Genomic DNA, 15,073 nt, shown 5'->3' on the forward strand with positions numbered 1-15,073 from the left:
GAATGGGTGGATTGGCACGGGCATGCCGTGCCAATCCTGTTCCTCCCCTCGCGCTGCCGATCAGTCCGGCAGCTTGAACACGGTCAGCTGACCGCCAAGCGCGGTGTAGTCGCTGAGCGCGGCATAGCCGCCCACGGCGCCCAGACCGTCATTCGGGTTGGTCAGACCCGCCGCCAGACCGATGCCGGCCCAGCCGCCGACGCCCGACAGGATGCCGATATACTGCTTGCCGTCATGCTCGTAGGACATCACGTTCCCGATGATGCCCGAAGGCGTCTTGAAGCTGTAAAGCTCTTCGCCGGTCTCGGCATCGACGGCCTTGAGCAGACCCTCGAGCGTGCCGTAGAACACCACGTCGCCCGCGGTGGCCAGAGCGCCCGACCACACCGAGAACTGCTCGGGGATCGACCACTTGATCTCGCCCTTGATGTTGTCCCAGGCGATGAAGTTGCCCATGCCGCCATGGCTGTCGGGGGCGGGATACATCGACAGCGTCGCGCCCACATAGGGCTGACCCGCGGTGTAGCTGACCCGGAACGGTTCGTAATCCATGCAGACGTGGTTGGTCGGCACATAGAACGTCTGGGTCCGCGGCGAATAGGCCGCCGGTTGCTGGTCCTTGGTGCCCAGCGCCGCCGGGCAGATGCCGGTGGTGTTGACATCCTCGCCGTTCTGCGCAGTCGAGAATTCCGGCACCACCGCCGGACGGCCAAAGGTCGGCGAGTTCGGGTCCATGTCGACGCCGGTGGTCCAGTTCACCGCCGGATCGTACTTCTCGGCCACCAGCAATTCGCCGGTCTCGCGGTCGAGCGTATAGGCCAGACCGTTGCGGTCGAAATGGGTCAGAAGCTTGCGCATCTGGCCGTCGACTTCCTGCTCGGTCAGGATCATCTCGTTGACGCCGTCATAGTCCCACTCGTCATGGGGCGTCATCTGATAGACCCATTTGGCCATGCCGGTATCGGCATCCCGCGCAAAGATGGTCATCGACCAGCGGTTGTCGCCGGGCCGCTGGGACGGGTTCCAGGTCGAGGGGTTGCCGGTGCCGTAATAGACCAGGTTCAGGTCGGGATCATACGAGTACCAGCCCCAGGTGGTGCCGCCGCCGATCTTCCACTGATCGCCTTCCCAGGTCGCGGTGCCGGAATCGACGCCCACCGGCTTGCCCAGATGCGTGGTGTTCTCGGGATCCATCAGCGTGTCGCTGTCCGGCCCCATCGAGTAGCCGCGCCAGACCAGTTCCCCGGTCTCCATGTTGTAGGCGGTGACATGGCCGCGCACGCCGAACTCGCCGCCCGAGATGCCGACGATCACATTGTCGCCGACCGGCAGGACGGTGGCGGTGTTGGTTTCACCGATGGCGGGATCGCCGTTCACCGCAGACCACTTGACCGCGCCCGTCTCGGCATCCAGCGCGACGATGGTGGTATCGGCCTGATGCAGGAAGATCGTGCCGTTGGCATAGGCCACACCGCGGTTCACGGTATCGCAGCACATCACCGGGATGACGCTGCTATCCTGCTGCGGCTCGTATTTCCACTTGATCTTGCCGTTATTGCTCAGGTCCAGCGCATAGACGATGTTCGGGAACGGCGTATGCACATACATCGTGTCGCCGATCACCAGCGGGCTGCCCTCATGGCCGCGCAGAACGCCGGTCGAGAAGGTCCAGGCCACCTGAAGGTTGCCCACGTTCTCGCGGTTGATCTGGTCGAGGCCAGAGAAACGATGGTTGGCGTAGTTGCCGGTCTGGATGACCCATTGCGTCGGGTCGTTCATCAGCTCAAGCAGTTCGTCGTTTGCCAGCGCCGCGGATCCTGCGCAAAGCGCGGCCACAGACGTGAAAGCGATCAGTTTCTTCATTTTTCACTCCCTTGGGTTCTGGTCTTCTACAAGGCTCCGCGGCAGGGGATGGTTTTCGCCACCCTTCGCCTGGCCGGAACCGGCGCAGCACCGGGACATCTGGTCCTCCCTCCGGTGCAACGTTTCGGTGAAGTCGCGTCAGTCCTCCCTTCTTGCCGTGATCGTGGTATCTTTCATGGCGCGGGCAAACCGGCCTGCCGTCGCAAAGCTGTCCCAACCGTTTGCGCGCATGCCCCCCGCCTCCGAACCTGTCAGTTGCGCCGCCGGTGCAGACGCTCGGCATGCCAGCCGACATGCTCGCCCGCAAAGCTCGCAACGAAGTAATAGCTGTGGTCATAGCCCGGCTGCATCCTCACCAGCCCGGCCTGACGCCGCCGCGCAAGCACCGTCGCCAGCGCCTCGGGGCGCAGCAGGTCAAGAAACTGATCTCCGGCCCCCTGGTCGATCAGGATAGCATCCTTCCACCCATGCTCCTCCAGAAGGAGGCTCGCATCATAGCACGCCCATGCCGATTCGTCGTCGCCCAGATAGGCACTCAACTGCTTGCGGCCCCAGTCGGACCGGGTCGGGTTGGCAATCGGCGCAAAGGCAGAAAGCGAGTCGAACCGGTCGGGATTGCGCAGCGCCAGCGTCAGCGCCCCATGCCCGCCCATCGAATGCCCGGTCACGCCATGGACATCGGCAATCGGCAGGTTGTCCAGCACCAGACCGCGCAACTCGTCCAGCACGTAATCGTACATCCGGTAATGCGCGGTCCAGGGCGCGCGCGTGGCATTGACGTAGAACCCCGCGCCCTGACCCAGATCATAGGCATCGTCATCGGCCACCCCCTCGCCGCGCGGCGAGGTATCGGGGAAGATCATGGCGATCCCGTGCTCGGCGGCATGCTGCTGGAAGCCGCCCTTGATCATCGCATTCTCATGCGTGCAGGTCAGCCCCGACAGATACCACAACACCGGCACCGGGCCGTCCTCGGCCTGGGGCGGCAGGTAGATGCCAAAGGTCATGTCCACCCCGCAAACCTGCGACGGGTGGGTGCAGACCATCTGCACCCCGTCGAAGCAGCGGTTCTGGGAAACGACCTCCATCGGCCCGCCTCAGTACACGACCACGGCGCGGATCGACTTGCCCTCATGCATCAGGTCGAAGCCGTGATTGATCTCGTCCAGCGCCAGCGTGTGGGTGATCATCGGGTCGATCTCGATCTTGCCATCCATGTACCAGTCGACGATCTTTGGCACATCGGTCCGCCCACGCGCCCCGCCAAAGGCCGTGCCGCGCCACACCCGGCCGGTGACCAGCTGGAACGGACGGGTCGAGATCTCGGCCCCCGCGGGCGCAACGCCGATGATGATCGACTCGCCCCAGCCCTTGTGGCAGCACTCCAGCGCGGTGCGCATCACATTGACATTGCCCGTCGCGTCAAAGCTGTAATCGGCGCCGCCCTTGGTCAGGTTGACCAGATAGGGCACCAGATCACCCTCGACCTCGGCGGGGTTGACGAAATCGGTCATGCCGAACCGCTCGGCGATCTCGCGCTTGGACGGGTTCAGGTCCACGCCCACGATCTGGTCCGCCCCGATCAGGCGCAACCCCTGGATCACGTTAAGCCCGATGCCGCCCAGCCCGAACACCACCGCCCGGCAGCCCGGCTCGGCCTTGGCGGTGTTGATGACCGCCCCCACGCCGGTCGTCACGCCGCAACCGATATAGCAGACCTTGTCGAAGGGCGCGTCCTCGCGGATCTTGGCAACCGCGATCTCGGGCAGGACGGTGTAGTTCGAGAAGGTCGAGCAGCCCATGTAATGCAGGATCGGATCGCCATCGAGCGTCTTGAACCGCGAGGTGCCGTCCGGCATCAGACCTTGGCCCTGCGTGGCGCGGATCGCCTGGCAAAGATTGGTCTTGGGGTTGAGGCAGTATTCGCATTCCCGGCACTCGGGCGTGTAAAGCGGGATCACGTGATCGCCGGGCTTCACGCTTTTCACGCCCGGTCCCACCTCGACCACGACGCCCGCGCCCTCATGGCCCAGGATCGCCGGGAACATCCCTTCGGGATCGGCGCCCGAGCGCGTGAACTCGTCGGTATGGCAAAGCCCGGTCGCCTTGATCTCGACCAGAACCTCGCCCGCTTTCGGGCCTTCCAGCTCGACCTCGGTCACCACCAGAGGCTTGCCAGCCTCGAACGCAACGGCCGCACGGGTGCGCATGTTCGCTATCTCCTCCCAGAAACCAGTGTTCTTATTTTTCTTAAGTGTAGAGAGTATGCGAAGGCACACATTGACCGGCAATTGCGACCTTGGTGGGTATTCGCCGGCGTGGACTTCGGGCCAATCCTCGTTAGAGTCCCCTCAAGGGAGGAGATTCCATGACCGTACGCGCCTTGACCGGGGCCGCGCTTTTGGCGCTCGGCGCCGCCACCATCGCCCCGGCAGCCGATTTCTCGGATCCCACATGGCCCTGCATCCAGCGCAAGGTCGAACAACTCTCGCCCGGCATCATGTGGCCCCACCCGGTCGAGGAACAAAGCTACGACGCCGCCACCGAGGCCGCAGTCAAGGAACTTGTCGGCCGACTGGTCCTGCGCCGCATCCCGCTGGAGGATCTGGACCCCGTCGTGGCCGCCTTTGCCGCGGAACATGGCAACGACCCCGCGCTGATGGGCCATGTCTTCATGTCCGCCTTCACGATCATGGCGCGGCAGCGACAGGCGATCATCAAGGGCATCGAGGAGTATTCGCTCTCGCAGATCGCCCTGTCCGAGCGCATCGACGCCACGCGGGTCGAAATCAACACCCTGCTGGATGCCGACCCGCTCGACCATGACCGCATCGACGCGGCCGAGGAACAGCTTGCCTGGGACGAGCGCATCTATACCGACCGCGCGCAATCGCTGACCTATGTCTGCGAGACGCCGGTCATCCTGGAACAGCGCCTGTTCGCCATCGCCCAGAAGCTGGCCCGCACCGCCGGGGATTGACGGGCGCAGATCACTCCCATTCCAGTTCGGTAAAGGCGACCGTCGCATTGCGCGCATTGTGCTGGTCGAACAATTGCCAGCGGTCGCGTTCCTCGGCCGCAATGCCCGCCACCGCATCGCTCAGCCGTTCGCCGCGGGCGATGGCGGCGCGCGTGTCCCGCGCCAGCACATCCAGATACCGCGCCGTATCCTGCGCCCCTTCGGGCCAGGGCAGCACCGGCCCGCCATGGCCGGGCACCACGCCGCTGGCCGGAATATCTGCCAGCCCGGCCAGAACCGCCTGCCAGCCCCGAAGCGCGCCGTCCAGCGTCGGGGCATGGACATCGAAAACCAGATCGCCCGCGAACAGCAACCCGCTGTCCCGGTCCAGCACCGTCAGATCGGTCCCGGTATGGGCGACGGGCCAGGCGCGCAGTTCCAGCACCCGCCCGCCAAGGTCGATCTCGACCACATCGGCAACCGCCACATCCACCGGCGCGACAGCCGTGCCGATCAACCGCCCGGCCCCGATCCGCGCCTCAAGGCTTGCCAGATAATTCTCCTGCCGGTCGGCCAGCGCGCGCGCCAGCCCCTCATGGCCCACGACCTTTGCCCCAGCCTCGGCCAGCACCGTCGCGCCAAAGACGTGATCGGGATGCATATGCGTCAGGATCACATGGCTGACCGGCAGACCGGTGCGTGCCCGCACCGCCCGCCAGATCGCCTCGCCCATCCAGCGCGCGCTGCCCGTGTCGATCACCGCGACAGACCGCGTGCCGATCACGATGCCCAGATTGGCCATGTCGCCACCATTCTCGCCATCGGCCTCGGCAATGGCACCGACATGCACCAGAACCCCCGGCGCAACCTCGTCAAATCCCAGCGCCTCGCCCACCGGCAAACAGAAAGGCCCGCCCGCGATCACCCCCTCGGGCAGCGCCGCGACCGGCGCCCGCTCCAGCGCCGCCAGACAGGCGGCCTCGGTCGCCGCCTCATGGCCGGGCATCAGCACATCGCGGCAGATCCCGGGGGCCGCCACCAGACAGAGCGTCACGATCGCCTCGAACATCGGCCCCCCTTCCCGGCTCCATCCAGCCAGCCTGCGCGCCCCGCCCCCTGCGATCCATACCGACCTATGGGGAATACCGCGCACCCCGTTTTCATGGCATACTCTCCCGTCAGGACCGCGCATCAGGGAGGACGCGCCCCATGAAACCCGTCATCGCCGCCACCATCGCCGCGCTGGCCTTCGGCCCGGCACTGGCCGACGAGAACCGCGCCAGCCCGCTGGCCGACAGCCCGATCTGGACCGACCTTCGCACCGATCTGGTGGGCAAGATCGACATCGCCGACGCAGCAGGCCGCATCGAGCTTGAGGCCCCATTCCGCGCCAATGATGCCGCCACGGTGCCGGTGACGATCCGCCAGACCGATCCGGCACTGACGATCCGCGGCGCAACCGTCGTGATCGACGAAAACCCCGCCCCGCTTGCCGCCAGCTTTACCTTCGGTCCCGCCATGGCGCCGCTCGAACTGGAAATCCGGGTCCGGGTCAACCAGTATTCCAATGTCCGCGTGATCGCCGATACCGACCAGGGCCACCTGATGACCGGCCGCTTCGTCAAGGCCTCGGGCGGATGCTCGGCCCCCGCAACCCGCAATCCCGCCGAGGCGCTGGCCGGAATGGGCGAAATGCGCCTGCGCCATTTCCCCGACACGCCCGGACTGTCGACCGCGCGGCGCGACGCCCAGATCATGATCCGCCACCCGAACTATTCGGGCCTCCAGCGCGACCAGATCACCCAGCTTTTCATCCTCGCCCATTTCATCGACCGGCTCGAAATCTGGCAAGGCGACGAAATGCTGCTGACCATGGAAGGCGGCATCTCGATCAGCGAAAACCCGGTCTTCCGCTTTACCTATACTGACAACGGATCGCCAAGCCTGCGGGTGATCGCCCATGACACCGAGGGCAATGTCTTCGAACAGGACCTGCCCAAAGCCGGCCAGTCCTGACGCCCTGCCTTCTTCTGGCTCCAAATATCCCCGCCGGAGGCGCGCGGCCGTCAGGCCGCGCCACGCCCAACCCCGGACAAGCGGGGCGTCAGCCCCGCGCAGGTCGGGGGCGGGAGCGCGCCCGAAGCCTCAGAAACACACGATCTCGGCCTCGGCCTGCGCGCGGCGCAGATCGGCGACCAGCGCATTCGCCATGGCCGAGGTACGAAAGATCGCTGCCCGGTCGCCCCCCACCTGCCGCATCATCAGCACCGTCTCGGCCTCGAGATACTTCTTGTAAGGCAGGATCGAGGCGATCACGTCGACAGAGCACGAACATTTCTCTAGCACGTCGCGCCCCTGCCCGTTCGTCGCCATGCAGGCAAAGACATAATCCGCCCGCGCCGCCGTGGGGTAATCGTTCAGCCGCGCCGCCACATCCTGCGCCGCAGCGGGCGCCGTCAGCCCGGCGGCCATCAGCGCGAGAACAGCCCCCCTCATCGCATCGCCTCCGCGCCCGGCGCTTCCAGCTTCAGCGTCGACAGGTAAAGCGGCGCGCCGCCTGCGGGGTCGGGCACCTGCGCGCTGAGCGTGTGATACCAGCCCGGCACATCGTCCGACATGGTCACCGTCACCGCCAGATCGGCAAAGCCGCGCATCCGGTCGCGGTTCGGATCCTCGGCAAAGGGGTGCAGCGTCAGCGCCTGCGCCTGAACCTCGTCGGTGCCGAAACCGGCTTCGACCGTCTCCAGGCTGGCCGGGCGCAGCAGCGCCTCCTTCAGGCGGTTGCGGATGTAGAACGGGCTGCCGCCCGAGGTTTCGGCCATGTCGCGCACAACCGTCTCCATGAAATACATCACGATCGGGTTGCCCACCTCGGCGGCAAAGGCGCCGATGGCGCTGTAGCTGTCGCCATGGGTGAAGCGCAGCACCGCCCGCGGCGGATCCTCGGCGCTGAAGCTCAGCTCGACCGCCCCGCTTGCGCCCGCTGCCGCGTCGGGTCTGGCCTGGTTGATGACCTCGCGCTCATAGACCAGCAGGGCCGAGCGCGGCACCTCGTCCAGCGTGCCGCCGCGAAACAGCAGGTCATAGGTTCCGGTGCCTTCGGTATCGGCCATGGCGGCGCCGCCCAGCACAAGGGCCGCGGCCAGAAGGCCCGTGAATGTCTTTCGCATGTTATCCTCTCCCTTGGCGCAAGCCTAGCCCGCCCGCGGCCGCTGTCACGCGATACTTTCGTCGGTCGCGGGGGCGGGGGCCCGTGTCTTCCAGTCGATCAGCGGGCGCAGCCGCGACAGTTGCACGGGCTTGCGCAGCACCGTGAAATCCCCCGCCAGCCCCGCGCCAAGCACCTCGTCGCCCTGATCGGCCGTGATCATGATCGCGGGGATATGGCTGCCCGTCGCCGCCCGAAGCGCCGCAATCGCCGCGATGCCGGTATCGCCGCCATCCAGCTGATAATCGGCCAGGATCACGTCGGGGGCCATGCCGATCTCGTCGACCAGCCGCACCGCCTCGGCGGTCGAGCCCGCGGCCAGCACGCTTGCCCCCCAGCTTTCCAGCTTCTGCGTGGTGGCAAACAGCACCTCGGGATCGTTCTCGACGATCAGCACGATCAGGTTCAGATCGCCCTCCTCGCCCGGCGCGGCCCCCGGATCGGCCACGCCCGGCCCGTCGGTCCGGGGCGGCGCCATGTAGATCTCGATGGCAAAGACAGATCCCAGCCCCGGTTCCGAGCGCACAGTCAGCCCATGGCCCAGATGGCGGCAGGTGCGTTCGACGATCGACAGTCCCAGCCCCATGCCTGACCCGGGCGGCACGTTGTCGGCGCGGGTGAATTCCTCGAAGATGCGGGCCTGATCGGCGGGCAGGATGCCGATGCCGGTATCCCAGACCTGAAGCACCACCTTGCCGCCGCGCCGCCGGCAGCCGACCAGAACCCGGCCTCGATCAGTGTACTGGATCGCGTTCACGACCAGATTGCGCAGCGAGCGCATCAGGTATTGCCGGTCGCTGCGCACCCAGGCCGAGCAGGGCACCACATCCAGCCGCAGCCCCTTTTGCGCGGCGACCATCGCCTGATCCTCGGCCACCTCCGTCATCAGCGTGCCGAGGCAGAACTCGGTCGGTGTCAGCGCCGAACCGGTGCTTTCCAGCCGCGAAATGTCCAGCAGCGCGTGCAGCAGCGATTCCATCGACCCGAAGGAGCCCGCCAGCCGGTCGACCAGCGGCGCCATCGCCGTGCCCGCGGCGGTTTCGGCCAGGGTAGAGATCAGCAGCTTGGCGGCATTGACCGGTTGCAGCAGGTCATGGCTGGCCGCGGCCAGAAAGCGGGTCTTGGACGACATCGCCGCCTCGACCTCTTCCTTGGCCAGGCGCAATTCCTCCTCGACGCGGCGCTGTTCCTCGTGCTGCTCGCGCAGGCGGCGGTTTGCCTCGGTCAGTTCGCTGGTGCGTTCGCGGACGCGCTTTTCCAGCAACTCGGTCGCCCGCGATTCCAGCGTCACATCTGCGATATCGACCAGAAAGCCGCGGTCGGGCAACAGGTGCACATGCAGATCCAGCACCCGCCCGCTGGCATGGTGCAGCCGCTTGCGCAACCGCCCCTCGCCGCGCAGCTCGGCGGGCCAGTGGTCGATATCGGCGATGTCGGCCTCGTCCACCAGCCGGTTGTCGCGGATATGGCGCAGGATCGTCGCGAACTCGGTGCCGTCCTGAACCAGCGTGTAGGGCACGCCCAGCAGCTCGCGGAAGCGGCCGTTACGGATCGTCACCTCGCCCGCGCGGGAAAAGGTGCAGATGCCAAGGCTCATGTGATCGAAGGCCGCCTGAAGGTAATGGGCCTGCATGTCGATCAGCAGATCCTTTTCCATCCGGTTCTTGCGCACGATGTCGGTGATCTCGGTCTGCAACAGGATGATGTTGCCCGACCGGGTGCGCTGCTGGCTGATCTGGAACCAGCGGTCGGCCTGCAATTCCAGCACGAAGGACATGCTGGCGCCGCCTGCGGGGCCGCGGATCGCCTCGGCCAGATCGCGGCAGGCCTTGTCGGGATCGGCCAGATGGCGGCTGGTCTGAAGCGCGCGGAAGTAATCCTCGACCGTCAGCCCGGGCAGGATGCGGGCCGAGATGTCGGGCAGGATCGACTTGAACAGATCGTTGCAGACCTGAAGCCGCCCCTCGTTGAACAGGGCAAACCCGCCCTCCATCGCGTCCAGCGCCTCGGTCAGGCGGCGCTGGGTCTGCTCGCGGTCGAAGCGCGCGATTTCCAGTTCGCTCGACGTGCGTTCCAGATCGCGCGTCTTGGCCCAGACCTGACCCTGCAAGGCCACCGCCGACTGGAACAGCGCATAGGCCGAATCGCCGACCTCGTGCTGGCGGCTGGCACGGCGCACCAGCGCGTCGATGATCCGGGCCTGACGCTCGATCACGACCTCGGGCGGCGCGTTCGGGTCGATCATGCCAGCGTCCGGGGCTGCGGCTCGAAAAAGGCGACGCCGACAAAGGTCTGGTTCACATGCACCCCGCAATGCTGTTCGCCATAGGTGTTGAAGCCCAGCACCCGGCGGGCGCGCAGGATCTCGGACACCCGTCCGGTCAGTTGCTTCTGCCTGATTTCAAGCTTTCGCAGCACGCAGTCGAACCCCAGGATGAAATCGGGTGCCCGGCCCGCCGCGCCGGTCACGTCCAGCCCCTGATCGAGGGTGCGCAGGATCTCCTGCCCCTGTCCCAGCGTCAGCAACAGCCCGTCGTCGATTGCGGAAAAGAAGGCAAGCGCGCCGGTTTCCGTCACCCGCTGGATCGCGCGGACGTGATAGAGGCTCTTGTTGCGCACCAGTACGGGATGCTCGGCAAAGACCTCGGGCGACAGTTCGTCCACGTTGTGCCCGACAAGGCGGGCATATTCCTCGGCCGCGGGCGCGCCGTTCAGTTCCAGCACCAGGCGTTCCTCGGGCACCGCGTCGGTGACCACCATCAGATGCTCGGTCGGCAGGAAGTGGTCGAACCCGATCCCGACGAATTCCAGATCGGTTTCCAGCAGGATCAGCAGCGCCGCATCGCTGTGCACCGCGCCGCCATGGAACACCGCCGTCCGGCGAAAGTTCAGCCCGTCCCCCGCCGAACCGCCAAAGACCGGCAGATCGCCCAGCCCCGCGGCCAGCGCGGCCACCAGCATGTCCTCCTGCTTGGACAGGCCGTCGGCAAAGATCAGCGCCAGCCGGTTCCAATGCGCCGAATGCAGGAACTGCGCCGCCAGCTTGCGCGCATCGGCTGAGACCCGCTCGATCGGGCAGGTGCCAAGCGGGCGGATCAGCATCGAGGCACAGCGGAAATGCGCCCGCGGAAAGGCCAGCATCATCAGCGCCTCGTCCTCGTAGCCCTCGGGCGTGATCTGCCCCGCCGTGGTGCAGCCAAAGACCGGCAGACCGGCCAGCGAGACATTCAGCGCGTCGGCCAGCGGCTCGGGCGCCAGCCGGTCGGGCACGAAGACCAGCACGAAGCAGCTTTGCGACAGGTCAAGCTGCGCGGCCGCCTCGCGCACGGCCTCGGCCGGATCGGCGGCGCGGGACAGCCCCACGCCAACCGCGCCAGCCCCGGGCCTGTCACGCATGTCGCGCATCACGCCGGGTTACTGGCTGAGGAAGGCGCGGGCATCCGTCTCGCCCAGCCCCGCGCCGATCTCGAGATTGGCGCTTTCCACCAGCACCGCGGCCTGGGTGCGGTTCTGCACCCCCAGCCGACGCAGAAGCGCGGTGATATGCGCCTTGACCGTGGCCTCGGCCAGCGACAATTCATGCGCGATCTGCTTGTTGGGCTTGCCCGCACAGATCAGCTTCATGATTCGCGCCTGCTGGGGCGTCAGTTCCGCGATCCGCTGGCTGACCTCCTGCACTGAGGGCATGCGCGCCCCGGTCCGCGCCGCGCGGCCCGCATTGCGGCACCCCGCAGGCAGATAGCGGCGGCCCGAGCGGATCTCGATCAGCGCCGTCTTCAGCTCGTGGGTAGCGGCCTCCTTGGGGATGAAGCCTGCCGCCCCGGCCTCCATCAGCGCCTGCACCACCTCGACCGAGGTCAGCGCCGAAATCACCAGCACCGGCACATCGGGGATGCGTTCGCGCAGGCGCAGAAAGCCGCTCAGCCCGGTGACATCGGGCAGCCGCAGATCCAGCATCACCAGATCCGGGCTGAAATCGGGGCCAAGCTGCGCAAGCCCCTCGCCCAGCGATGTCGCGCTGCGGATCGTGCAATCGTCGAAGACATGGCGCAGCGCCATCGACAGCGCGTCGCTGTAAAGCGGATGATCGTCGATCACCAGGATCGCGCGGATGCGACTGGCAGCGGGCGCAACCGTGTCATGGTCCATGTGAAAGTCCTCCCCGTCGGGGAGGATAGCAAAAGAAGAAGACACCGCGCAACTTTGCCGCACACCGGGCCGAAAGGAGGGGGTCTCAGGCCGGGGCGGCGCGCAGCCGGTCCAGATATCCCGCCCCCCGCCGCACCGCGCGCTGCCAGTCGGCTTCGGTCTGGCGGGCGGCCAGATCGGCACTGATCTCGACCTCGTCAAAGCCACAGGCCCGCGCCATCGGATACTGGTCGGCGATCAGATGCCCCGCCGCCCGCAGGCGCCCGGTGAACCCCATCCGCCGAAGGTCGCGCGCCAGCGTAAAGCCGCGCCCGTCCGAGAAGACCGGAAAGGCAATGCGGATCGCGGCGATCCGGCCAAGGATCGGCGCCAGCGCCGCCGGATCGTCGGCAGGCGCCAGATCGACAGCGCCCGGCGCAGCCTCGCCCAGCGCAGCAAGCGGCACGAACACCTCGTCCGGCGCGACCGCCGCGAAGCCCGCATCGCTGACCAGAACATTGCCCATGGTCATGCCGCACCCGCCCGCCGCACCGCGCGGCCGTCGATGAAATGGATGCCGCATTCCTCCTTGTCCCGCCCGCGCCAGCGACCTGCCCGCGGGCTTTCGCCGGGGGCCACGGGGCTGGTGCAGGGCGCGCAGCCGATCGAGGGATAGCCGCGCCCGACCAGCGGGTGACGCGGCAGGGCGTGGGCGTCGACATAGTGGCGCACATCCTGGCCCGACCAGTTCAGCAGCGGGTTCACCTTGACCCGGCCGCCCGCGTCCAGTTCGAACAGCGACAGGCCGCTGCGCGCGCCGGTCTGGTGCTGCTTGCGCCCGGTGATCCAGGCGCCATAGCCGCCCAGCGCCGCCTCCAGCGGGCGAGTCTTGCGCAACGCGCAGCAGGCATCGGGGTCGTCGCGATGCAGCAGCCCCTGCGGATCGGCGGCGGCCAGTTCAGCCGCATCGGGCCGCACCATCCGCACGCCGGTCAGCCCCAGCGCCTGCGCAACCTCGTACTGATAGGCCAGCGTCTCGGGGAACAGCAGTTCGGTATCGAGAAACAGCACCGGCAACGCGCGGTCGATCCGCGAGATCATGTGCAGCAGCACAACCGATTCCGCGCCAAAGGACGACACCAGCGCGATGCGGCCCGCGAAATCCGCCAGCACATGGGCCAGCACCGTTTCGGGCGCCGCGTCGGACAGCGTGGCGTTCAGCGCCGCCACCTGCGCCTCGGCCGGATCGAAGATCGCCTCACGCCGCATCATCGGCCCCCTCGTTATTGTAAAGCGCCTGCTGGAACGGTCCCAGCCCGACCCGGCGGAATGCCTCGCCAAAGGTTTCGTCCCCGTCCCGGCGCAGCCCCAGATAGGTCAGGACGATCTGCTCGACCGCGCCCACGATCTCGTCCGCGGCAAAGCCGGGGCCGGTGCGCTGGCCGATGGCCGCATTCTGGGTCGGATCGCCGCCCAGCGTGATCTGATAGGTCTCGACCCCCGCGCGTTCGAGCCCGAGGATGCCGATCTCGGCAACATGGTGATGCGCGCAGGCATTGATGCAGCCCGAGATGTTCAGCCGCAGCGGACCCACCTCATGCTCGATCTTCAGCGCCTCGAAATGCTGCGCGATCTGTTGCGCAACCGGGATCGAGCGGGCCGTGGCCAGGGCGCAGTAATCCAGCCCCGGGCAGGCGATGATGTCCGAGATATGCCCGGCATTCGCCGCCGCCAGCCCCGCATCCGCCAGCGCCGCGAACACCGCCGGCAGGTCGGCCTTGCGCACATGGGGCAGCACCACGTTCTGGCGGTGGCTGATCCGGATCTCGTCATGGCCGTATTGCTCGGCCAGATCGGCCAAGAGCCGCATCTGCCAGGCGGTCGCATCCCCCGGCACCTGCCCCGGTGTCTTGAGCGAAACGGTGACGATGGCATGATCCGCCCGCCGGTGCGCGGCAAGGTTCGTGTCGCACCACGCGCGAAAGGCCGGGCTGCCCTGCGGGATCGCCGCGGGGCCATCGCGCAGCGCGGGCGGGGCGAAATGCGCTGCAATGTCCGCCAGCATCGCCCTGTCCGCACCGCCGAATTCGCCCCGGGTCTCGGCAAAGCGCGCCTCGACCTGATCGCGCAGGGTTTCAAGCCCGATCTCGTGCACGGCGATCTTGATGCGCGCCTTGTACTTGTTGTCCCGCCGCCCGAGCCGGTTGTAGACGCCCAGGATCGCCTCGAGATAGGGCAGCAGGTCGGCTTCGGGCAGGAAGTCGCGGATCACCCGGCCCAGCATCGGCGTCCGGCCCAGCCCGCCGCCCACGCTGACCTCGAACCCCGTCTCGTCGCCCTGCCGCACAAGGCGCAGCCCGATATCATGGGCGCGCGTGACCGCCCGATCCTCGGCCCCGCCGCTGATCGCGATCTTGAACTTGCGCGGCAGGAACTGGAATTCGGGATGGTCGGTCGACCATTGCCGCATCAGTTCGGCGTAGGGGCGCGGATCGGCAACCTCGTCGGCGGCGGCGCCCGCGAAATGATCGGCCGTGACATTGCGCACGCAATTGCCCGAGGTCTGGATCGCGTGCATCCCGACATCGGCCAGCGCATCCAGCATGTCGGGCACGTCGCGCAGTCTGGGCCAGTTGAACTGGATGTTCTGGCGCGTGGTGAAATGGCCATAGCCGCGGTCCCAGCGCTCGGCGATCATCGCAAGCTGGCGCAACTGGCGGGCATTCAGCGTGCCATAGGGGATCGCCACCCGCAGCATGTAGGCATGCAGTTGCAGGTAAAGCCCGTTCATCAGGCGCAGCGGGCGGAACTCGTCCTCGGTCAGGCGGCCGTCGATCCGGCGCTCCACCTGATCGCGGAACTGGCGCACGCGCTCGCGGACAAAGGCATCGTCGAACTCGGAATAGGCATACATG

The 15,073-nt window shown here is 67.0% G+C and carries 14 protein-coding genes; 2 read left to right on the forward strand and 12 right to left on the reverse strand.

Translation table 11 applies throughout. From position 1 onward, the window contains the following. Positions 1-60: 60 nt before the first annotated feature. The 3 genes from xoxF5 to GH815_RS01965 form a co-directional block, all read right to left on the reverse strand. Positions 61-1,863, reverse strand: coding sequence for a lanthanide-dependent methanol dehydrogenase XoxF5 (xoxF5, locus tag GH815_RS01955; protein WP_153747062.1), 1,803 nt, complete (start codon positions 1,861-1,863; stop codon positions 61-63). Positions 1,864-2,114: 251 nt separating this feature from the next. Next, positions 2,115-2,951 carry an S-formylglutathione hydrolase gene (fghA, locus tag GH815_RS01960; RefSeq protein ID WP_153747063.1) on the reverse strand — a complete coding sequence of 279 codons (837 nt, stop codon included), beginning with the start codon at positions 2,949-2,951 and terminating at the stop codon, positions 2,115-2,117. Positions 2,952-2,960: 9 nt separating this feature from the next. Then, positions 2,961-4,073, reverse strand: a complete 1,113-nt coding sequence (locus GH815_RS01965) for an S-(hydroxymethyl)glutathione dehydrogenase/class III alcohol dehydrogenase (protein WP_153747064.1) — start codon at positions 4,071-4,073, stop codon at positions 2,961-2,963. Between the two features lie 158 nt (positions 4,074-4,231). On the opposite strand from GH815_RS01965, the gene GH815_RS01970 reads away from it, so the two are divergent. Beyond that, positions 4,232-4,843 (forward strand): hypothetical protein, encoded by a 612-nt coding sequence (locus GH815_RS01970; RefSeq protein WP_153747065.1) that lies wholly within the window; start codon positions 4,232-4,234, stop codon positions 4,841-4,843. A 10-nt stretch (positions 4,844-4,853) separates the two neighbouring features. Here GH815_RS01970 and GH815_RS01975 read toward each other — a convergent pair whose 3' ends face one another. Beyond that, positions 4,854-5,891: a quinoprotein relay system zinc metallohydrolase 2 gene (locus tag GH815_RS01975; RefSeq protein WP_153747066.1), complete on the reverse strand. Its 1,038-nt coding sequence runs from the start codon at positions 5,889-5,891 to the stop codon at positions 4,854-4,856. A 140-nt stretch (positions 5,892-6,031) separates the two neighbouring features. Between GH815_RS01975 and GH815_RS01980 the strand changes: the two genes are divergently transcribed. Continuing rightward, positions 6,032-6,838 (forward strand): quinoprotein dehydrogenase-associated SoxYZ-like carrier, encoded by an 807-nt coding sequence (locus tag GH815_RS01980; RefSeq protein WP_153747067.1) that lies wholly within the window; start codon positions 6,032-6,034, stop codon positions 6,836-6,838. A 129-nt stretch (positions 6,839-6,967) separates the two neighbouring features. Here GH815_RS01980 and GH815_RS01985 read toward each other — a convergent pair whose 3' ends face one another. From GH815_RS01985 to GH815_RS02020, 8 genes are all read right to left on the reverse strand, one after another. Then, entirely contained in the window at positions 6,968-7,318 is a 351-nt protein-coding gene (locus tag GH815_RS01985) for a hypothetical protein (RefSeq protein WP_153747068.1), read from the reverse strand. Next, a complete protein-coding gene (locus tag GH815_RS01990) occupies positions 7,315-7,992 on the reverse strand; it encodes a hypothetical protein (RefSeq protein ID WP_153747069.1) in 678 nt (225 codons plus the stop codon). Before GH815_RS01990 ends, GH815_RS01985 begins: the two co-directional genes overlap by 4 nt. Before the next feature lie 45 nt (positions 7,993-8,037). Continuing rightward, positions 8,038-10,275, reverse strand: a complete 2,238-nt coding sequence (locus tag GH815_RS01995) for a PAS-domain containing protein (protein ID WP_153747070.1) — start codon at positions 10,273-10,275, stop codon at positions 8,038-8,040. Further along, positions 10,272-11,426, reverse strand: a complete 1,155-nt coding sequence (locus tag GH815_RS02000; RefSeq protein WP_343030612.1) for an FIST N-terminal domain-containing protein — start codon at positions 11,424-11,426, stop codon at positions 10,272-10,274. Before GH815_RS02000 ends, GH815_RS01995 begins: the two co-directional genes overlap by 4 nt. Positions 11,427-11,444: 18 nt before the next feature. Further along, the gene (locus GH815_RS02005; protein ID WP_153747072.1) at positions 11,445-12,179 is read right to left on the reverse strand and encodes a response regulator; all 735 of its coding nucleotides are present in this window, start codon (positions 12,177-12,179) and stop codon (positions 11,445-11,447) included. Positions 12,180-12,264: 85 nt separating this feature from the next. After that, entirely contained in the window at positions 12,265-12,684 is a 420-nt protein-coding gene (locus tag GH815_RS02010) for a DUF934 domain-containing protein (RefSeq protein WP_153747244.1), read from the reverse strand. A 2-nt stretch (positions 12,685-12,686) separates the two neighbouring features. After that, on the reverse strand, positions 12,687-13,427 hold the full coding sequence (locus GH815_RS02015; RefSeq protein WP_153747245.1) for a phosphoadenylyl-sulfate reductase: 741 nt from the start codon (positions 13,425-13,427) through the stop codon (positions 12,687-12,689). Beyond that, positions 13,417-15,072 (reverse strand): nitrite/sulfite reductase, encoded by a 1,656-nt coding sequence (locus tag GH815_RS02020; protein WP_153747073.1) that lies wholly within the window; start codon positions 15,070-15,072, stop codon positions 13,417-13,419. The genes GH815_RS02015 and GH815_RS02020 overlap by 11 nt, the downstream gene beginning before the upstream one ends. Position 15,073 lies beyond the last annotated feature (1 nt).

This window comes from Rhodovulum strictum, from assembly GCF_009649175.1.
Classification (GTDB): Bacteria; Pseudomonadota; Alphaproteobacteria; order Rhodobacterales; family Rhodobacteraceae; genus Rhodovulum; species Rhodovulum strictum.

Excerpts from the sequence above, each read along its gene's own strand:
- xoxF5 (WP_153747062.1), bottom strand. The coding sequence starts at position 1,863 with ATGAAGAAACTGATCGCTTTCACGTCTGTGGCCGCGCTTTGCGCAGGA.
- fghA (WP_153747063.1), bottom strand. The coding sequence starts at position 2,951 with ATGGAGGTCGTTTCCCAGAACCGCTGCTTCGACGGGGTGCAGATGGTC.
- GH815_RS01965 (WP_153747064.1), bottom strand. The coding sequence starts at position 4,073 with ATGCGCACCCGTGCGGCCGTTGCGTTCGAGGCTGGCAAGCCTCTGGTG.
- GH815_RS01970 (WP_153747065.1), top strand. The coding sequence starts at position 4,232 with ATGACCGTACGCGCCTTGACCGGGGCCGCGCTTTTGGCGCTCGGCGCC.
- GH815_RS01975 (WP_153747066.1), bottom strand. The coding sequence starts at position 5,891 with ATGTTCGAGGCGATCGTGACGCTCTGTCTGGTGGCGGCCCCCGGGATC.
- GH815_RS01980 (WP_153747067.1), top strand. The coding sequence starts at position 6,032 with ATGAAACCCGTCATCGCCGCCACCATCGCCGCGCTGGCCTTCGGCCCG.
- GH815_RS01985 (WP_153747068.1), bottom strand. The coding sequence starts at position 7,318 with ATGAGGGGGGCTGTTCTCGCGCTGATGGCCGCCGGGCTGACGGCGCCC.
- GH815_RS01990 (WP_153747069.1), bottom strand. The coding sequence starts at position 7,992 with ATGCGAAAGACATTCACGGGCCTTCTGGCCGCGGCCCTTGTGCTGGGC.
- GH815_RS01995 (WP_153747070.1), bottom strand. The coding sequence starts at position 10,275 with ATGATCGACCCGAACGCGCCGCCCGAGGTCGTGATCGAGCGTCAGGCC.
- GH815_RS02000 (WP_343030612.1), bottom strand. The coding sequence starts at position 11,426 with ATGCGTGACAGGCCCGGGGCTGGCGCGGTTGGCGTGGGGCTGTCCCGC.
- GH815_RS02005 (WP_153747072.1), bottom strand. The coding sequence starts at position 12,179 with ATGGACCATGACACGGTTGCGCCCGCTGCCAGTCGCATCCGCGCGATC.
- GH815_RS02010 (WP_153747244.1), bottom strand. The coding sequence starts at position 12,684 with ATGGGCAATGTTCTGGTCAGCGATGCGGGCTTCGCGGCGGTCGCGCCG.
- GH815_RS02015 (WP_153747245.1), bottom strand. The coding sequence starts at position 13,427 with ATGCGGCGTGAGGCGATCTTCGATCCGGCCGAGGCGCAGGTGGCGGCG.
- GH815_RS02020 (WP_153747073.1), bottom strand. The coding sequence starts at position 15,072 with ATGTATGCCTATTCCGAGTTCGACGATGCCTTTGTCCGCGAGCGCGTG.